Origin of the sequence: Flavobacterium sp. KACC 22758, assembly GCF_028736135.1 — a bacterium.
Taxonomy (GTDB): Bacteria; Bacteroidota; Bacteroidia; order Flavobacteriales; family Flavobacteriaceae; genus Flavobacterium; species Flavobacterium johnsoniae.
Genome location: NZ_CP117878.1, coordinates 2,377,462 through 2,397,314, shown reverse-complemented (window position 1 = coordinate 2,397,314; position 19,853 = coordinate 2,377,462). Strand labels below are relative to the sequence as shown.

Genomic DNA, 19,853 nt, shown 5'->3' with positions numbered 1-19,853 from the left:
ATAATTATGGGATTACCGGCCGCAAGAATTAACGATATGCATGTCTGCCCAATGGTAACAGCAACTGTTCCTCATGTTGGCGGACCAATTTTACCGCCAGGCTCGCCTACAGTTTTAATAGGCGGTCAGCCTGCAGCCTGTTTGGGAGATATGATTGTTTGTACAGGTCCGCCGGATAGTATCATTGCGGGTTCCAGTACAGTGCTGATTGGAGGAAAACCAGCAGCACGAATGGGAGATTCAACCGCACATGGAGGCACAATTGTAATAGGATGCCCAACGGTTTTAATAGGTTAATCATGGAAAATAAAGAAGCTTTTTTAGGTACCGGATGGAGTTTTCCGCCAGAGTTCAAAAAGAACAATAAAGCGGTCGTAATGACATCTGACGAGACAGACATTAAAAGCAGTCTGGAGATATTGCTTTCTACCAAAATCGGTGAACGTATTATGCTGCCCAGATATGGCTGTAATATGGATGAACTGCTTTTTGAAACATTAGACAGAACACTCAAAACCTATGTTTCTGAACTTATAAAAACAGCGATTTTATATTACGAACCAAGAATTGATGTTGAAAAAATCGACATCACGCAAAGTGATGATTTAGAAGGAGAATTATTAGTCATAATCGATTACAGAATAAGAAGCACAAACTCAAGAAGCAATCTTGTTTATCCCTTTTACAAAGGAGAAGGCACTAATATTTAAAGTTTATAAGCAATGAGTACCAACAGCCAAATAGACAATGTTATTTTTAAAAGAAATGGAGTCAACCAGGAAGAACGCTTTAGTGATGCACTAGAGCCGGGCAACTTAAAACTTCATGATTTTACTATTGAAGACTGGCTGTTATTTGCGTATAATTTTGCCAAAGAAGTCAACTTTTTCGAGACCGATAACGATAAAACGCCAGAAGGCAATTGGCAGGAATTTTTCAGCTATTTTGGATTTTCAAAAGAGAATCATCCGGATGGCATCCCAAAAAGAACCGAAAAGGAATATGCTGTTTTAAAAGAAAGCATTACTAAAACATTATCAACAGCCAATATCAATCAGGACCTTACTCCTCACCTAACCTTGTTTGTGTGTTTCCTTAAATTATTGGAATTATCCCAAAACAAACTTAATCTCATCACAAAAAAGCATTTAGATTTTTTCTATAAAGACATACTTCAAATTGAAAAACTGCCTGCAAAAGCAGATAAAGTCAATATTATTTTTGAACTGGCAAAAAAAATTGCCGAAGAAAAAATCGCTGCTAACACAGAACTTGACGCAGGAAAAGATCCCGACGGTAAAAAATTAATCTACAAAACCATAGAAGAATTTATTGCCAATAAAGCCAATATAGCCTACCTGAAAAGTGTATATAATGATGTTGATCGAGGCGAAATAAAATACAGCGAAATTGCCAATTCTCTTGACGGAAAAGGAGAACCTTTAAAAGAAGACGCACCTTATTGGTTTCCTTTTGGCTACACCACAGAGGAAAAGAAATACCCGGAATTAAGCGATGCCAAGTTAGGTTTTGCAATAGCTTCAGAATTATTTAATCTTAAAGAAGGAGACAGAAACATTGACATCACCATAACTTTTGATGGAGATTTAAGTTTTCATCATCCATTCGACACAGCTGATCTTTTGGAAAACATCAGCATTTTATATAGTGGAAAAAAAGGATGGATTGGAAATTTTAAACTCAGCACAGCGATTGCTTTTAAAAATGTAAATCAATCTTCAAACATTGGCGGCAATCAATTAAGATTAGTTTTTCAGATATCCAAAGATAATCCGGCAATTGTGAACTACGATCAGAAAATTTTAGGCGAATTTTTCTCGACAGAACTGCCTGTAATTCGGTTTTTGATTAATACGCAAGATCAAAAAGGACATACTCTTTTTAGAGCTTTAGTTACAAAAGCAATAACCGGCATTACGGCAAAAGTTGAAGTAAAGGATGTAAAATCTCTAGTATTAGAAAGTGATACCGGACTGCTTAATGCGGCAAAACCCTTTTTCCCTTTTACAACCCAGCCTGAAAAAAACAGTTCTTTTATAATAAATTATCCTGAAATTTTTTCTAAAAAATGGACAGACGCAGAAATTAACATAAAGTGGAAAAACACGCCGCTGTCTTTTGAAACGCATTATGCTGCCTACAAAAAAAGTTTTCTTGAAACTATCAGTAAAGACATTTTCAATACAGCGATATTCACCCAAATAACAAGTAATGCCAGAATGAATATCAACCAGCCTGAAGATGGAATTGCCAAAAGAACCGCTCCAGAATCAGAACCTGCAATCGCAGCTAATGCTTCAAGAACATTAAACACAGCCGACCCTATTGTTGTAGACGGCTATTTTAAAGCAACATTATCTGTTTTAAACAAAGAAGTTTGGGATGAACAAGATAAAGCGGTCAAATTATTTGTAGATGATGATAAGGATCAGGTATTTGAAACTAAAGTAAATGTAAAAGGCTCCTATGAACTTGGCAAAAGCGGTCCTATCCGATTGACCTTAAATCAATCATTTTTACATTCGTTATTTCCGAAGATCTATACTTTGGCCATACTAAATGTGGCAGAAGATCCGTCAACCCCGATTCCAAATGAACCTTATACACCCGTTGCAGAAAGCATAAGCCTGAATTATTCTGCTGAGGAAACTATTGATTTTAAGGTTTCTGCCTACGAATCTAACCGAATAAAATTGTTTCATGAAGCTCCTTTTGGCCAGCGCGAAGAGCATTCTTATTTGAAACAGCAAGCCATCAATAAAGAAATTTTAGAAGCTGCACCAATTACCAATTGTCTGGTTCCGGATTATTGCGATGGAGGCGAATTTTATATCGGACTTCAGGATGCCGAAACATTACAGCAAATTTCACTATTATTTCAAATATTAGAAGGAAGCGAAAACACCAAAGTGCCCACTTTTATAGGAAAACAAAAAGTTGAATGGTACATATTATGCGATAATTACTGGAAAAATCTGGATAAGGATATTTTGGTAAATGGCATCGATAACTTTTTAAAATCAGGTATCGTAAAATTTGGCATTCCAAAACAGGCAACAAATGACAATACGCTGTTTCCGGCTAATACCATTTGGGTAAAAGCAAAAATGCACAAAAAATACGATGCCGTCTGCAAAGTTATCGATGTAAAAACTCAGGTTGTTACCGCCCAGTTTTTTGACAACAACAATAATTTAGCACATTTAGACAGCACATTACCTGCCAAAACAATATCAAAATTAATTACCAGAGTACCGCAGATTAAAAGCGTCGAACAGCCTTTTAATTCGTTTGACGGAAAACCATTAGAGTCAGATCCCTCCTATTATCTGCGTGTAAGCGAACGCCTGCGCCACAAAAACAGAGCAATAACACTTTGGGATTATGAACATCTTATTTTACAGGAATTTCCAAATGTTTTTAGAGTAAAATGCCTTAACCATACTTTTATTTCGGGTACAGAAACTTCGTTTTTATCTCCGGGAAAAGTAACGCTGGTTGTAATTCAGGACATTGTAGACAAAAATGTATTTGATATTTATGAGCCAAGAGTAAGCACCGCTGTGTTGAACAGCATTGAGAATTTTATTAATTCTAAAAACTCCATGCAGGTATCTGCAAAAGTAATTAACCCCGATTATGAAAAAGTGATCATAAAACTGAATGTAAAGTTTTATCCGCAATACGATGAGAATTTTTATAAAAAGCAGCTCAACGAAGATCTTATAAAATTTTTATCGCCCTGGGCATTTGATACCTCTAAACAAATCATATTTGGAGTCGAACTGCAGCGCAGTATTGTTATCGAATATATCGAAAATTTATATTACGTAGATTTCTTATCCACGCTTGAAATGGCAATCTATATCGATAAAAAAACAGATAAGGAACATCCAAAAGTCCTAGACGATACAGAAAACAATGATGCCAATGTACCTCTTTTAGATTTTCAAACTACACTGTCACCATCAAGTCCAAAAAACATTTTAGTCTCTGTTAAAAACCATATTATCAGTACCAAAATAGACACTTGCAAAAAAATAACTCAAGAAGAACCTGAAAAATGCCGCTACTAGACCAACATATCACCATTCCTAAAAAATCAGCATCAGAGGACGATTTGGATTTCTTTTATCTAAGAAAAAAAGGAATCGAATATATCGAGTCTTTTGGCAGTAAATTCTGGACTGATTTTAACGAGCACGATCCGGGTATTACGATGCTGGAGATGCTTTGCTACGCCATTTCTGATCTTGGCATGAGACTCAATCTTCCGATAGAAAATATATTAGCGTCTGATGACAGCGATAAAGGCATTCCAAAACAATTTTTTAAAGCTTCAGAAGTATTGTCATCAAGTCCTGTTACACAAAATGATTACCGAAAACTATTTATAGACATAAAAGGCGTTCGAAACTGCTGGCTTGCCAAACATGAGAAAACAGTTTATGTGGACTGCAAAAAAAATCAGCTTTCTTATGACATTAAGGATTATCAAAATCTGCCGGGAAATCTAAGAAAATCTTTTGACATCAACGGCTTATATGATCTTTATGTAGATTTTGAAAGCTCAAAACCTTCAGAAATAGAAGCTGTTAAAGAAAAAATAAGAAAGCAGTATCATGCAAACAGAAACCTTTGTGAAGATCTTGTCGATATCAAAAAAGTAGTAGACTACCCTATAAAAATATGTGCCGATATCGAAGTTGATACAGAAGCCGATGAAGAACTGGTTCATGCCAATGTCATTCATGCTCTCGAAAGCTACTTATCGACAACCGTCAATTTTTATTCTCTCAAACAAATGATTGACAAAGGATATTCAACTTTGGAAATCTTCGACGGTCCATCTTTAGAAAATGGTTTTATTGATACAGAAGAACTCCTTACAGCCGATTTGAGAAACGAAGTGCGCCTCTCAGATATTATGAGAATAATAATGTCGGTGCCGGATGTAATTTTAATTAAAGATATTTCTTTAGGAAATTGCGGCGGTGATGATTTGGAAAACAAATGGCTTATCTGTCTTGCCCCTTACCAGAAACCCGTTATTTGTGCTAAAAGTGTTTTCAATTACAACAAAGGATTACTGCCTTTGAATATCAATCAGGCTCAGGTAAAAATTTATTTAGATGCCATAAAAGCCGAAAAAGACAAAGCTACAACCAACGCCAGTCAGGATAAAGAATTAGATGTGCCAAATGGCGAATATCTTAACACCGATTTTTATACCACCATACAAAATGATTTTCCTGAAACTTATGGTATTGGCGAAGTTGGACTTCCTTCCAGAGCATCTGTTGAACGCAAATCGAAAGCAAAACAATTAAAAGGATATCTTTTATTTTTTGACCAGATATTAGGAAGTTATTTTAAACAACTGGGTCAGATAAGCGAATTGCTTTCGGTAAGCGGAAATTTAACCCGAACCCTTTTTACTCAGGTTGTCAAAGACATTGAAGGAGCTGATGACATTGTAAACGGATATGAAAATTACACGGATGACAGCATTACAGAACTGCTTTTTGACCAGCAGGATAATACTATTGAACGAAGAAATAAAATTTTAGACCATCTTTTGTCCCGCTTTGCCGAAAATTTCTCAGAATACGTATTTGTCAATAAAACCATTTACGGCAATACTACAGATCAGGTAGTACTGCGTGACAAAGAAAACTTTTTGAAAGATTATAAAGTAGTAAGCAAAGAGCGTGGCAATGCCTTTGATTATTACAAACAGCCCACTGCTAATTTATGGAATACCAATAATGTTTCGGGAGCAGAAAAAAGGATTTCGAGATTGATTGGTATTCGAAATTACAACCGCAGGAATCTTTCTAATTCGTTTGTCGAAATGTACAATTTTATTGATTCAGATAATCAATCAGTTTATAGATGGCGTATTCTGGATACTCATAATGAAATTGTGCTTTCTTCAACAGCTGAATACTTTGACACTTCTGCTGCAAATAAAGAGCTTTATTTTGCTGTATTACAGATTATTCAGACTCGCGAATACAAAATAAAAGAAGCTTTTAAAAACGGCACAATACAAGATTTGTCCATTATCGACAATATTTTAATACAGCAGTCAGATGCCGGAAAATATTCTTATGACATTATAAATCCGGCAATTAATGACAAGAAAAATCCAGACCGCATTATTGCCCGCAGATTTGAATATTATACTAATCTGGCGGATTTAGAAAAATCAATTCTGGACTTAATTCAGTTCATGAAAGAAGATTTTACCGAAGAAGGAATGTTTTTGGTAGAGCACATGATGCTTCGCCCGGATGTAAACCAGATAACCGTAAATCCAGATACCTTCATGCCAATCTGCGCCGATGAGTGCGGTGATTGCGAACCGATAGATCCTTACTCCTATCGCGTGAGCGTAGTACTGCCGGGATATACACTGCGATTTGCCAACACCGATTTTAGAAATTATATAGAAAAAATAATTAAAGAAGAATTACCGGCTCACGTTCTGGCAAAAATATGCTGGATTGGCTACAGGGAAAAGGATGTAAAAGATCCCGCAGAAAACCAGCTTATTCAATTTGAAAAAACCTATAAAGACTATTTATTCGCCAAAACAAATTTGAATCAGGAACAGCCGGAACCGCAATTAATCAGCTTTATAAAAGCATTAACCAGTCTGGATAATGTTTACCCAACAGGACGACTATTTGACTGCAGTGATGAAAACGAGCGATTGTCAGATAAAATTATACTAGGAAAAACAAATTTAGGATCACTATAAAAACTATTGCCATGTCAGCAAAACTTTCAACAATAACAACACAATACCGTAGATTTACAAAAAATCAGGTACTTACAGAAGGAAACCTTAATGAGGTTGTAGATTTTTTTGACGACCAGGACCGCCTGTCCCGCATTTACCTGAGCGGCGTTGGTATAGTTTGCGGACTTTATCCCGCTTATAATGAGTCTCAAAAAACAATTACAATAACGCAGGGAACTGGTATAACTACTGATGGTGATCTTTTTAAATTATATCAGGCAGATGTATTAGGAAACAAAAAAATCGATTTTGATTCCAAAACCTATACGCACTGCAAAATCTATGATAATACAAAAGCGGCTTATAAACCCTTTTTTTGTGATGGATCAAACAAACAACTGCCTCTTTTTGAGCTATTGACAGAAGAACAGCAAAAAAAAGAAAAAGACCCTTATTTTGCTTTAGCAGAATTTAACACAAATACAAAATTTGAGTTTAAAGAAGCCGTAGTTCTTTTGTATCTGGAGTCGTATGAAAAAGAATCTGACCTTTGCGTGAGTCTTTCTTGTGACAACCAAGGATTGGAAATTGTGGGCAATTATAAAGTTTTAATTGTCAGTAAAGCCGTTGCCGCACAAATAATGAGTCATGACAGCATGATTGGCAAAACCAATTATGTCAATTTGTATCATACATTACCAGACATAAAATCAAACAGAATTGTACTAAAAAAAGAAGATTTTGCTCATCTTGAAGCAATAAAACAAAATTTTACCAAAGGAATTTTCAAAAACAATGTTGTAAAGAACTTGCAGGATGGTTACAATAAGCTGTTAACAGGTTTAAATATGCCTCTGGTTCTGGATGCTGTTCAAAAAAAGATATCTGAGCTGTTTAATTTTGAAGGAGGCCCCGTGCTTCCGCCCGATTTTCAATATCGATATGATCTGCTTAACGATCTGGTTGATACTTACAACGAAACCAAAGCACTTTTACTCAACATAAACGATAGTTATTGTTCACCTGATATTAATGCTTTTCCAAAACATTTAATCCTGGGCGAATTAATAAAAACAGAACCTTGTTTTGAATTTCGTCATGATTTTTACAAATCATCGCTGCTTACAGAAGGAAACGGTAGCACTTGTAATGACTGTTTTGCAGATGATAAAAATTCAGAAGAAAAAGACGTAAAAGATGAAATACAAATATGTTATGGTGAAAACACAGCCAGACAAAGAATGTACAGTCTTATTTTGCGAACTGCTGAATTATTAGAAAACTACAATCCAGTATATGATTTTATAAAAATTACACCTTCTCTGCAAATGGGCAAATTGGGCAAAAAAGCCATTCCGTTTTACAACAATGTAAACGACTCGCTTATTAAAGCTTGGGATTTTGATAAAACCATTTTAGGATTACAAAGAAACAATGTTAGTTACCACGATGATTTATTAAATACTAAAAAACCGCTCGAAATACATCTTGACAGTGACTTTTATAGAATTGAAGGTCATCAGGGACGCAACTACAAAGAAGCACTAAAAGCGATTCAGCAGATTAGATTAGATAACGGTCTCGGATTCAACATAATGATTCTGGCTGTAAATGCTAATGAACTGGATAAAACCATTCAAAATTTCACCCAGTATTACCTCAACAAAAACCACGGTTACGAGCATAAAGCAGGCGTAGTTCCCGGCGGCACTTTCATTATGATTTATCTGGAAGAAAAAGTACCGTATTATTACTATTATAACACCCGAAGACCTTCTTTAACGGGAGACTTTGAAAAATTTGCTGAAGGCATCCCGATTTTAAATCCAATTGTTGCCGATTTTTCACTGCCGTATCTATGCTGTGATGAAAACAATATTGGACTTACTTTACCTGTAGATAAAATTTGTTTTGACAGCAAAACACCTCCTCTGCCGTTTAAAGTATCTCCAGCTGGAGGATTTGTAAAAGCTAATGTCAGACCAGATCAAAACGGAGGAATAGCTGTAAATGAATTGGGAGTACTTGTTTTTGATCCAAATTTAGTCAGCAAAGAGTTAATTGGTCAAACGATAACCTTTACCGTTAACAATTTTGATACTGACTGTAAGATAACCATTTTCGAAAAACCAAAATTCGATTTTATCGCAGTTCCTTTAAAACCTTCTGGAATCAGCGAAACCGAAGTTACTTTTACCGTAACAGGAGACAATCTTGCAGGTAATAAATTTACCTGGAATTTTGGAGACAAAACCGATCCTGTTACTGACGACAAGACCGAAATAAAACACATTTACAAATACAATGGTGAATCGCAAAAGAAATTCACATTTGATGTTACGCTGAATGCCGATAATGGTAACTGCGGTTTTCAGGTTACTCATCCTGTGAGTTTTGAAATTGAAGATCCAAAAGTACTTATAGATGGTAAATTAACAAACAGAATATCTTTTTGCAGAAACGAAAAACCGGTTGTACTTACTCTTGAACCAAATATAAAAGGGGCTGTTATTTCCGGCGATGGTGTTACAATAACAAAAGGAGGAATAGTTCGGTTTAATCCAGCCGATGTACCTCCGGGTGCTGCAAGCGTAAACATTCTTATAGACGGCAAACCATCTAATCTTATAATTACACTTTTAGACCTTCCTACTGCAAGTTTTACTTTCAATATAGATGCGGCAGGAATTCTAACCTTAATCAACAACTCGATAAATGCAGCAACTTATACTTGGGATATCAATAAGGAAATAATAAAAACAGATAAAAAAGATCCAATCACAAGACCAATTGCTTTATTTAATGAATCTTCCATTTCTGTTTTACTAACTGCGGAAGGCAAATGCGGCTCCGTAAACGATGGTCCAAGACTAATTGAGATTAAAAAACCAGTTGAAGTAAATGCATGTCTTGAAAGTGCAGGACAATTTGTTAAAAGTTCAATTGAAACCATTTCTAATTTAAAAGAAATTTCTGCTTTAAATAAGTTCAGCAGACAAACTAACAGCTTCATTACTGAAACCGAAAACAGATTTATACAAGTTCAAAATGACCTTGAAAGCTACATCAGCGGTACCTTAAATGATAAATTACCTGAATTATTTACACAGGAATATTTCAACTTTATATCGACAGTTACTGCCTCTGCTGTAAGAGCGCAGAACGCTGAGCAGATTACTGCGGTACAAAAACTTATATCGCTGAATACTTCCTTGTTTTATACTATTTTGAGATGTCAGGATGCAAAAACGCTTAAAGCATTTGAAGAACAAATTACGCGAACATCATCTCTATTTACCAATTTATTTAAAAGTTTTCTAGAAATAAAATTCAACACAGATACAGACGGATCATTGAAAAAGTTCTTGTCCGGCATGACAAAAGTATTTGCAAAAATTGATTTTATCCTGTCAAACTTAAACATACAAATAGAAAACCTTACCGCTGGTGCTTAGTTCAAATAAACATATTATCAATAAAGTTTTCCTTGAGATAAATACCAATTCTAAAGAAAAAGGATATTATCTCAAGGACAATATTGATGTGTTTTTACAAAAGGAAATATTCTCGATTTTAGAAAATTACTTTAATGAACTGGATTTAAAAAATCCTTCACACAGCATACAATTAGACAAACTCAACCTTGATATTGCCATAAATCAAAATTTGGATTTTAAAGATTTCAAAGAACAGATTCTTAAAAAAATCAGCAGACAAGTCGAAGAAGTTTTTGAAAAAGAAGAAAAAAATATTGAAGGCTATAAACGCATCAACCCGCAGGAAAAAGAAATAGAAGGCTTTTTTCATTTTCTGGAAACAGGTACAAATCCTTGGTGGATAACTTTAAATAATGATTTTAAAATAATTGATAATAAAACATTTAACGAAATCCTGAATAATAAAAATTTCTCTTTTAAATGGGCAAATGCAATGCAGAAACCAATTGCAAGAACAAGGTTCATCAAACAATTTAGTGACAGCCAAATTGTAACCATTATTAAAAAAGGAATTGTACTTAAAAAAAATAGTGCCGGGAATAGTGCCAAAATAATCAGGATTGAAGCGATAAAAAAACAGATTGAAACAAGTATTTCAAAAAATCAATTGATTCCGAATCAAAGATTTTTAATGTGGGAAATAGTTGTTTTAAATCTTTTGGAAACAAACCATACAACTGTAAAACAAAAGCTTTCCAGATTAATTCAAAGTGTATTTGAATTTCATAAAAAAGACAGCTTTTTAGAATACAAAGCGCTTTTTCTAAAAGAAATTGAAAATCAGACAGAAAACCAAAACGAATTGGAATTACTGGCTGATCTTGATGCTGTTGTTTTGATTATCGAAAAAAAACTAGACAAAGTCATTTTAAAAGAAAAAGAAACAGGAATACAAACTTCCACAAAAAACCAAACATCAATAAAACCTGAGAAAGAAATAGAAAATAAGGCAGAAATAGAAAAAGGGAAAATTGAGGAAAAAACAACGTCTGATCCTGATTTGATTGTATTGAAAGATAAAGATACGCCCGTTAACAATGGCAATAAAGATATCGAACCCTTATCAAATCAATCAAAAGAAAAAACACCAAATAACCACGAAGAAGTAATCGATAAAAAAGAATCTTCTTTTGAAAAAGAAAAAGGCAGAAACGAACAAATAGCAGACAAAGCTATTAGCGAATTATATGTCGACAATGCGGGTTTAGTATTAATTCATCCCTTTTTGAAATCTCTTTTTGAAAATTGTAAACTGCTCAATAAAGACAATACTATCAATAATCCTGAAACTGCCGCACACCTATTGCACTATACAGCCACAGGAAAAGAACAGGATTATGAAAACGCTATGGTCTTCGAAAAGTTTTTATGCAATATTACAATAAACGAGTCTATTGAAAGAAACATTGTACTCTCTGAAGAAATGAAAAAAGAAGCTGCTGCAATGCTGGAAGCCGTTTTGAGCAATTGGGATGTAATGAAAACATCATCGGCAGAATTGCTTCAAAACGAATTTTTACAGCGTCCCGGAAAACTGAACAGTAATGGAGACGAAAGCCCTGTAATAACTATGGAGCGAAAAACACAAGATGTTTTATTAGACAAATTAAGCTGGAATTTGAGCATCATAAAATTGGCTTGGAAAAAACGAATCATATATGTTAACTGGTAAAAATTGAAAACATGAATATTGAAAACACCTCTTTTTTAGAATACGATAAAAAAAACATTCGCAGCTTTCAGCAAATGGCGTTAGAATTTTTATTCAATAATGTAAACATGTCAAAAGTAGTCTTTTGCGGAGGTGTTGCAGACTATCTCAATCTTCGCGAATATTATGACATTACCATTAATGATATAGATCTGATTTTTGAAAACGAACTGGATTTACAGCCCATGATCAGCAAATTGGAAACAAAAAAATATCTCTCCAAATACTATAAAACAAAAAATGGCGAAGCGTTAGTGCATATTTTCAGAGTTGGAGAAAATTCAATTAATATAGACAGTTTTCCAAGGGATTTTTCCAATTCAACCTATATACAATCACCTTTACTGGGTAAAATGGTCTGGCATACCTCGTTTGAAGAAAGTAAAAAAAACCATAATACCGAAATACATCTCAACACCTCAGAAGTTAAGGGTGTCGATTATCAATGGAGACGACTGTACAAACACAGCCGAAAAGCTTCTTTGTACAACAATGTGACTTTTCTGGAAGAGAAAAACTTAATTCATACAATTAAAAAAAATATTTTATGAAGGAAGAGCCTAGAATAATTTACAGCTTAGATGCATTTCCTATCAGCAATAATAGATGGAACGAAGGCAATAAATTTAAAGAAACGATTTATTCTACAGCTCTAAGCATATTATACAGCCACTTATGGTATAAGGATATTGAACTTTATGCTGACGAGACTGCATATAAGTTTTTGTATATGCTTCCGTGCAGGGTGACTAAAATCAGCAGCAACGAAGACTCTGTAATTTGGATGAAATCGAAGATTGATGTTATGGAAAAACAAACAAAACCTTTTATTCACCTTGATAATGATGCCTTTATAAAAAAGAAAATAAACTTTGATTTTGATAAAGTGATTGTTGAACAAAATGATTACGAACTGTACAGTATGTATCAATATCGTCTGGATTTTTTTAATCAATACACTCAGGATTTAGATTATTGGAAACCAGATCTGGGATATGCATTTAATTGCGGCGTATTAGGTTTTAGAGACTTAGAACTTCGGGACGAGTTTTTAAAAGCCTACTATGCTTTAGAGGAAATTTTTATTAAAAATAATAATCCGGGAATAACAAGAATAGAACCCTGTATTGTTTTAGAGCAATATAATCTGGCCGCATTGTTACATCATAAAAATATTAAACCAACATTACTGCTCTGGAAAAAAAACTTATTCGAAAACAGCCAGCTTGCAGACAGAATTGGCTACACACACATTGCCGGTCAAAAAAAATACCGGATAGACATTGTTCAGGAAATAGAAAACAGGCTTTTTAAACTGTTTCCGTATTGGTACAAAGAAGTAAAAAGTGCTTTAGAAAAAGAAGGCATCGCTTAAAAAACTATAAAAAGCTATATATGAAACAACGACACAAGATGATTTACAGCCTTGATGTGCTTCCTATAATGAATAACAGATGGAATATGGGAGACAAACTAAAGGAAACAATCTACATGACGGCTCTAAGTATTTTATACAGCCATTTGTGGTATGATGAAATTGAACTTTATGTAGATGAAATAGGTTTTAAATTCCTGTATATGCTTCCTTGTGCTGTTACCAAAGTTCAAAATGAGAATAAAATTGAGCTTTGGATGAAGTCTAAAATTAATGCTATGGAACTGCAGACAAAACCATTTGTTCATATAGACACGGACATATTTATCAGGAAAAAAATAGATTTTAGTTTTGATGATGTAATAGTAGAACGCAGGGAAGATACTTATGAAATGCATTACAGGAAACAGGTAGAATTATTTACCAGATACACCAATAAATTACCTTATTGGAATACCAATTTAGGCTATTCCTATAACTGCGGCATATTTGGTTTTAATGATCTCAGGCTCCGCGATGAATTTATAAAAAGCTATTATGATTTGGAGAAAATTTACTTAGAAAACCGGCAAAGCTTTTCTGTATTGAAACAAGAAGGTTATGAAACCTGCATTTTAATAGAACAATATACTCTTGCCTCACTCTTGAATTATAAAAACAATAATCCTACAATCCTATTGAAAGGAGAAAATATAAGAGAGCAGGGAAAATATGCAGATACTATTGGGTATTCTCATTTTTTTGGAATGAAAAAATATGACAAATATGTTGTTGACGAGATTGAACTTCGGCTCTTTAAAATATTTCCGTATTGGTACAGGCAAATAAAAAATGCATTAGAGAAAGAAGGTATTGTGGCGAGTAATGCACAGTTTGTTTAGTGAAACAAATTAGTAATCCAAAATGGTAAAAATGACTAATCATGAGAGAATTTGAACAAAAAAAAGCAGTTAATCACTCTCCTTCTACTTTTTTTGGACCAAAAGTTCAAAAAAAGCTGACCACAGGCACTGTTGGAGACAAATACGAAACTGAAGCAGATAATGTTGCAGACAAAGTAGTTAACAAACGTAATACAGGAGGTTTACTGCAATCTAAAAGTGAAAACGCTGTACAGCAAAAACCTATTTCAGAAACCATTTCAACGGTTCAAAAACAAGATTTAGCACAAGAAAAGCCTCTGCAAAAAAAGGGCAAAGAAAAAGAAGAAGATAAAAAAGTGCAAAAGAAATCGGATAAGGAAGAAGATAAAAAGGTACAGAAAAAAGGAGAAAAAGAGGAAGACAAAAAGGTACAAAAGAAATCCGATAAGGAAGAAGATAAAAAAGTACAGAAAAAGGGAGAAAAAGAAGAAGACAAGAAAGTGCAGAAAAAATGTGCCGATTGCGAAAACGAAGACAAAAAGGTTCAGAAGAAAGAAGAAAAAAAAGACGAAAAACCAGTTCAGGCAAAGTTTAAGGAATCAAAATCAGTAAATGAAGGAGTCGAAAATACTCTCAACAGCTCAAAAGGCGGCGGCAGTGCTATGGACAAAAACACAAAGCAGGAAATGGAATCTGGTTTTGGTGCCGATTTCAGCGATGTAAACATCCACACAGACAGCAAAGCTGTACAAATGAGCGAACAGCTGGGCGCACAGGCTTTTACACACGGCAGCGATGTTTATTTCAATAAAGGAAAATACAACCCGGAGTCTAAAGAAGGTAAACATTTGCTTGCGCATGAACTTACACATACAATACAGCAAACAGGAAGTAAAGCCCAAAATAATGTTCAAAAAAAGGACATGCTTCAATTATCTACAATGCCCTGGAACATAAGCCGATGGACAACTCAGGTAAGAGAGTCTAATAATTTTACTGTTAGTAATGGCGGAACGGTTACAGTAACATCAAATTTAGCTTGGGATGGTCCGCCAAGATGCAGGGATATTGCCAGCACAATAGAAGTAAATATATATAGAAAAAGATTTTTGATAGACAGCAAAGAACATAGCGCCTCAATTTCATTATCCGGAGGAAGTACTTCGGTTTCTAATTTAACTGATGGCACTTATTATGTAGAAATTGTCTTAAGCGGATATAATGGCGATCCAACACATTGCAGTTTAGCAGGAAGAGTTGACATTGATGCAACCTGATAACGAAATGATTTTCTATAAAATATAATAATCAAATATGCCAGTTTTAACCAAAAAAACGAATACGAATCCTTCGCACTCCTCGTCACACCATGACAAGGGGAAGGAATCTTTTTTTGGCATTCAGGCAAAATTGAATATAGGAAAATCTAACGATAAATTTGAAATTGAAGCCGATAGAGTTGCTGACCAGGTAGCTGCCAATAAACAAACGGCAAAAACTGAATCTTTCTTTTCGCCGTCGCCCGTAATGCAAAAGAAATTAGCGCGCGATGTTCAAAAACAAGAAGAGCAAAATAAAGACGTACAGCAAAAAACCGCAGCCCAAACCATAACACCCGTTGTACAGTTAAAAGAGGATTTAATACAAAACAAACTCGATTCCAGAACAACAGAAAAACGAGAAACCAATCCGGTTTTTTCTGCCTCAAAAACGTTAATTCAGCATAAGCTGGAAGAAAAAATTCAGAAAAAAGAGGAAAAAATTCAGAATAAGACAGAAGTCAAAAAAACAGAAACTGCCTCAAAAAACATAATTTCACCCAAACCTTTAATTCAAAATAAAGGAGAAGAAGAAAATCTACAAAAGAAAAAAGAAGAAGAAAAACAAGCCAAAGACGATGAAAAGCAGCTGCAAAAAAGTCCTTCCGGGGATGCAAGCCCTAGTGATAATTCTAATTTAGAATCCAAATTAAACAGCAGTAAAGGCGGAGGCTCTCCTCTATCCGGAAAAGTAAAAACCGAAATGGAATCAGGCATCGGAGCTGATTTCAGCAATGTCCGTATTCACAATGATTCTAATGCTGTTCAAATGAACAAACAATTAGGTGCGCAGGCTTTTGCAACAGGAAACAATATTTATTTTAACGAAGGAAAATACAATCCAAATTCAAAAGACGGCAAGCATTTACTCGCCCATGAATTAACACATACTGTACAGCAGGGAGCTGCAATTAGAAAAAAACCGGAACCAGTCTCCCCTGCTCCCGAAATGATTCAGGGATCATTATTGTCCTTTGCGATTCCTGATTTTATAAAAGACAACGTTAGACATGTTCCCGGTTATACACTGCTTACAGTTGTAGCGGGTTATGATCCTTTGAATGACGTAAATGTCGAAAGAAATGCCGTCAATCTTATTGAAGGATTTATGGGATTGATTCCTTTTGGAACAGCCATATTTGATAAATTACAGGAATATGGTATTATTGATCGTGTTTTTGACTGGGTCAACAGTCGTTTGAGTGAACTAGGGCTAAGTATGGATGCGTTACTCCAACTGGTTAAGGATGCTTGGGACGAATCTTCAGTTTCAACTTTTATAGATGTTGTTAGAACCAAATTTAATGACTTGGTAAATCGGGTAACTACTTTCGCATCTTCACTTGTTGATCAAATCATAACCTGGATAAAAGAAGCATTGATTGAAGTTGCAGAACCATTATTGGCCGAAAACAAAGCCTATTCACTTCTCAAAAAAATAATCAAATACGATCCCCTGCGTGACAAAGAAGTTACTGCCACAACTGTAGAAATATTAGAAGATTTCTTATTGCTGATAGACAAGCAGACTGAGCTTGAGCAAATGCGCGAAAAAGGCACGCTGCAAAAAACGGCCGACTGGCTTGATACGCAAGTTGGAACTTTCAATTCACTATTAGGTGAACTCCGCGGACTCATAACTACAGCCTGGAATGCTATTCAGCCTTCGAATCTTGCCAATATCAGCGATAACCTTTCGGCACTTGCTGTTCAGGCTGGAGGATTTTTACAAAGAGTTTGGGATTTTGCTTCGGGCGTAGCATTAAAAGTTTTAGAACTTGTTAAGGATTCACTATTAGGATGGCTTTCTGATCAGGCCAAAACGGTAAGAGGTTATTCGCTTGTTAAAGTAATCATCGGAAAAGATCCTTTTACACAAGAAGTCGTACCCCGCACTGTACCCAATATGATAAAAGGCTTTATGAGCCTTATGGATGGCGGTGAAGAACAATATGCACAAATGGTTGAATCTGGCGCAATAGCCAGAATTACAGGCGAAATTGAAGCCGCAGTAGCGACACTCAACATGACGCCGCAATCTATCATACAGCTCTTTACTGATATTTGGGATTCTATGACTATTGATGACCTCATTCATCCGATAGATGCGTTCATGAGAATCATTGAGAAATTTGGAGAACCTATAGGCCGACTAATTGCTTTTGTGGCAGAAATTGTTCGAATCGTAATTATGGCCATTCTCGAAATCATGAATTTCCCATTCGATCTTATAGGAAACATCATTACTAGAGCCTTAGAAGCAATTGATGACATTAAGAAAGATCCAATTGGTTTCTTGAAAAATATACTGCGAGCGCTTAAACAAGGATTTGTACAGTTCTTTGACAATATTGTTACGCATTTAATAAATGGTGTAACCGGCTGGTTAATGAGCGAGTTGAAAGATGCCAATATTCCGGTGCTGACTGATTTCTCTTTAAAAGGTGTTATTGCCTGGATTATGGAAGTGCTGAATATCTCGATGGAAAAAATCTGGGAAAAACTAGCCGCACATCCGCGCATTGGCCCGGCAAGAGTAGCCAGAATCCGCAGTATGATTAATACACTCGAAGGTATCTGGACATTCATTAAAGATGTACAGGAACGCGGTATGGCTGCCATTTGGGACAAAATACAAGAACAGCTTAGCAATTTATGGAATACCGTTCTCGATGCCGTGAAAAACTTTGTCATGGAACGTATTGTGAATAGAATTACTGCCAGACTTTTAAGCATGTTAGACCCAACGGGAATTATGGCCGTGATAAACGGTGCTATGGCGTTTTTTAATGCGATACAAAGTTTTATCAAATACCTGCGTGAAATGCTGGAAGTTGTCAACTCGTTTGTCAATGGTGTAGCCGATCTTGCAAGAGGCAATGTCGCCACAGCCGCAGATTATCTGGAAAGAACCATGGGACAAGCCATGCCTGTCGTAATAGGTTTCTTGGCAAATCAGGTTGGTTTAACTGGTATTGGGGCAAGAATTGGCGAAATGCTTATTGCTGTTCGTCAAATGGTTGATGAGGCACTGACTTGGTTAGTGAATAAAGCAGTTGATACTGGAATGGCATTGTTAGACAGGGTTATGGCAATGGGTGCAAGTGCGAGAGATGCTATTTTTGGCTGGTTAGGATTCAACACACCTGTTACATTTTCTAACGGAGAAAACCACACTATCAAAATCGAAGAGCAAAATGGACAGAGAGTAATAAACATATACAGCCAAAGACAGCGTTTAGAAGATTTTTTAAACACTAAACAGACAGAAACTCAAACTACTCCAGACAGCCCTGAAAAAACTGAAAAATTAACTAAAATTTCAAATGCAAGACAAAATTATAACGCGGCAAATGTTATTGTTGGCCAGCTTTATGCACTTGAAAATGCAACACCGCCAACACCAGCAGCAACAAAACAAGCTAAAGAGCGTGAATTAAGGGATAAATTAAAATTGATTAAAGATGATTTACAATCGTTAGGACTTGCACCAGGCCAAAATGCAATTACAACCCATTTTCAAGTAGCATCATCATCAAATGGAAGACCAACCCTTGTTAAAGCTGATCCTTTAACCACTCTTCCTGGTAATACTGTAGGATCAGCACCTGGACGTGGAGCAAATTTCCCTCCAGGCTGGGACCAGTTAACTTTATTAGACAGAGCTTCACTAATTGATATTCGCAGCTGGAATAGAATGCATCTTATTGCAGATAGATTACATGGCCCAGGAAATGATCCAAATAATCTTGTTCCAGCAGATAATTCTGTTAACACTCCTGTCGCACAAATTGAACAAAGAGCATTAAACAAATTAAGAGATCCAGCAAACGCTGACAAAGTATTGAAATACGAAACCAAAGTTGATTATCATCCTGCACCTATGCAAAATTTCCCAAGCAGTATAACTATTGAATGGCAGCAATGCAGCGTTACGCCAGCAGGACAAACAACACCTATCGGATCTGTTGACAGATGGCTGTCAGGGCCAATAAACCCACCTCCTTCACTAACTGGCTCTAGCTCATCCGGACCAGCAATTTTAAATTTACGTAGTGCTTCTATAACTGAATTTACTGAAATATTTGGAAGAGGAATAGGTAGAAGACTACAACTAGCATATTCGAGAAGATTTTTAAGTAATTTACCTTACAGTCAATCCTCACTCAATGCTGTTTATGGAACTTTAGCCACAGAAGGAACAAATTCAATGCGTTATTCTAGTGATGCCGCAATCTCAGACTTTGCTTTACTTACAAGCAAAAATGGAACAACAATAACTATAGGAACAACAACATATACAATTCAAATTTAGAATT

General features: G+C 35.5%; 11 protein-coding genes. All 11 read left to right on the top strand.

Translation table 11 applies throughout. The features are described from left to right. Nucleotides 1-6: 6 nt before the first annotated feature. The 11 genes from PQ462_RS10265 to PQ462_RS10215 are packed head-to-tail and all read left to right on the top strand — an operon-like array spanning nt 7 to nt 19,849. Nucleotides 7-297 (top strand): PAAR domain-containing protein, encoded by a 291-nt coding sequence (locus tag PQ462_RS10265; protein WP_274253386.1) that lies wholly within the window; start codon nt 7-9, stop codon nt 295-297. Nucleotides 298-299: 2 nt separating this feature from the next. Beyond that, entirely contained in the window at nt 300-710 is a 411-nt protein-coding gene (locus PQ462_RS10260; protein ID WP_012025143.1) for a GPW/gp25 family protein, read from the top strand. Nucleotides 711-722: 12 nt separating this feature from the next. After that, nucleotides 723-4,097, top strand: a complete 3,375-nt coding sequence (locus PQ462_RS10255; protein WP_274253385.1) for a baseplate J/gp47 family protein — start codon at nt 723-725, stop codon at nt 4,095-4,097. After that, complete coding sequence (locus tag PQ462_RS10250) at nt 4,085-6,787, top strand: hypothetical protein (protein WP_274253384.1); 2,703 nt, start codon at nt 4,085-4,087, stop codon at nt 6,785-6,787. The genes PQ462_RS10255 and PQ462_RS10250 overlap by 13 nt, the downstream gene beginning before the upstream one ends. 11 nt (nt 6,788-6,798) lie before the next feature. After that, entirely contained in the window at nt 6,799-10,224 is a 3,426-nt protein-coding gene (locus tag PQ462_RS10245) for a hypothetical protein (RefSeq protein ID WP_274253383.1), read from the top strand. Beyond that, a complete protein-coding gene (locus PQ462_RS10240; protein ID WP_274253382.1) occupies nt 10,217-11,938 on the top strand; it encodes a contractile injection system tape measure protein in 1,722 nt (573 codons plus the stop codon). The genes PQ462_RS10245 and PQ462_RS10240 overlap by 8 nt, the downstream gene beginning before the upstream one ends. Before the next feature lie 11 nt (nt 11,939-11,949). After that, on the top strand, nt 11,950-12,528 hold the full coding sequence (locus PQ462_RS10235) for a hypothetical protein (RefSeq protein WP_274253381.1): 579 nt from the start codon (nt 11,950-11,952) through the stop codon (nt 12,526-12,528). Beyond that, nucleotides 12,525-13,352 (top strand): DUF6734 family protein, encoded by an 828-nt coding sequence (locus PQ462_RS10230; RefSeq protein ID WP_274253380.1) that lies wholly within the window; start codon nt 12,525-12,527, stop codon nt 13,350-13,352. The genes PQ462_RS10235 and PQ462_RS10230 overlap by 4 nt, the downstream gene beginning before the upstream one ends. Before the next feature lie 20 nt (nt 13,353-13,372). Continuing rightward, on the top strand, nt 13,373-14,233 hold the full coding sequence (locus PQ462_RS10225; RefSeq protein WP_274253379.1) for a DUF6734 family protein: 861 nt from the start codon (nt 13,373-13,375) through the stop codon (nt 14,231-14,233). A 41-nt stretch (nt 14,234-14,274) separates the two neighbouring features. Continuing rightward, nucleotides 14,275-15,492 (top strand): eCIS core domain-containing protein, encoded by a 1,218-nt coding sequence (locus PQ462_RS10220; RefSeq protein ID WP_274253378.1) that lies wholly within the window; start codon nt 14,275-14,277, stop codon nt 15,490-15,492. Nucleotides 15,493-15,529: 37 nt separating this feature from the next. After that, nucleotides 15,530-19,849: an eCIS core domain-containing protein gene (locus PQ462_RS10215; protein ID WP_274253377.1), complete on the top strand. Its 4,320-nt coding sequence runs from the start codon at nt 15,530-15,532 to the stop codon at nt 19,847-19,849. The last annotated feature ends 4 nt before the right edge of the window (nt 19,850-19,853 follow it).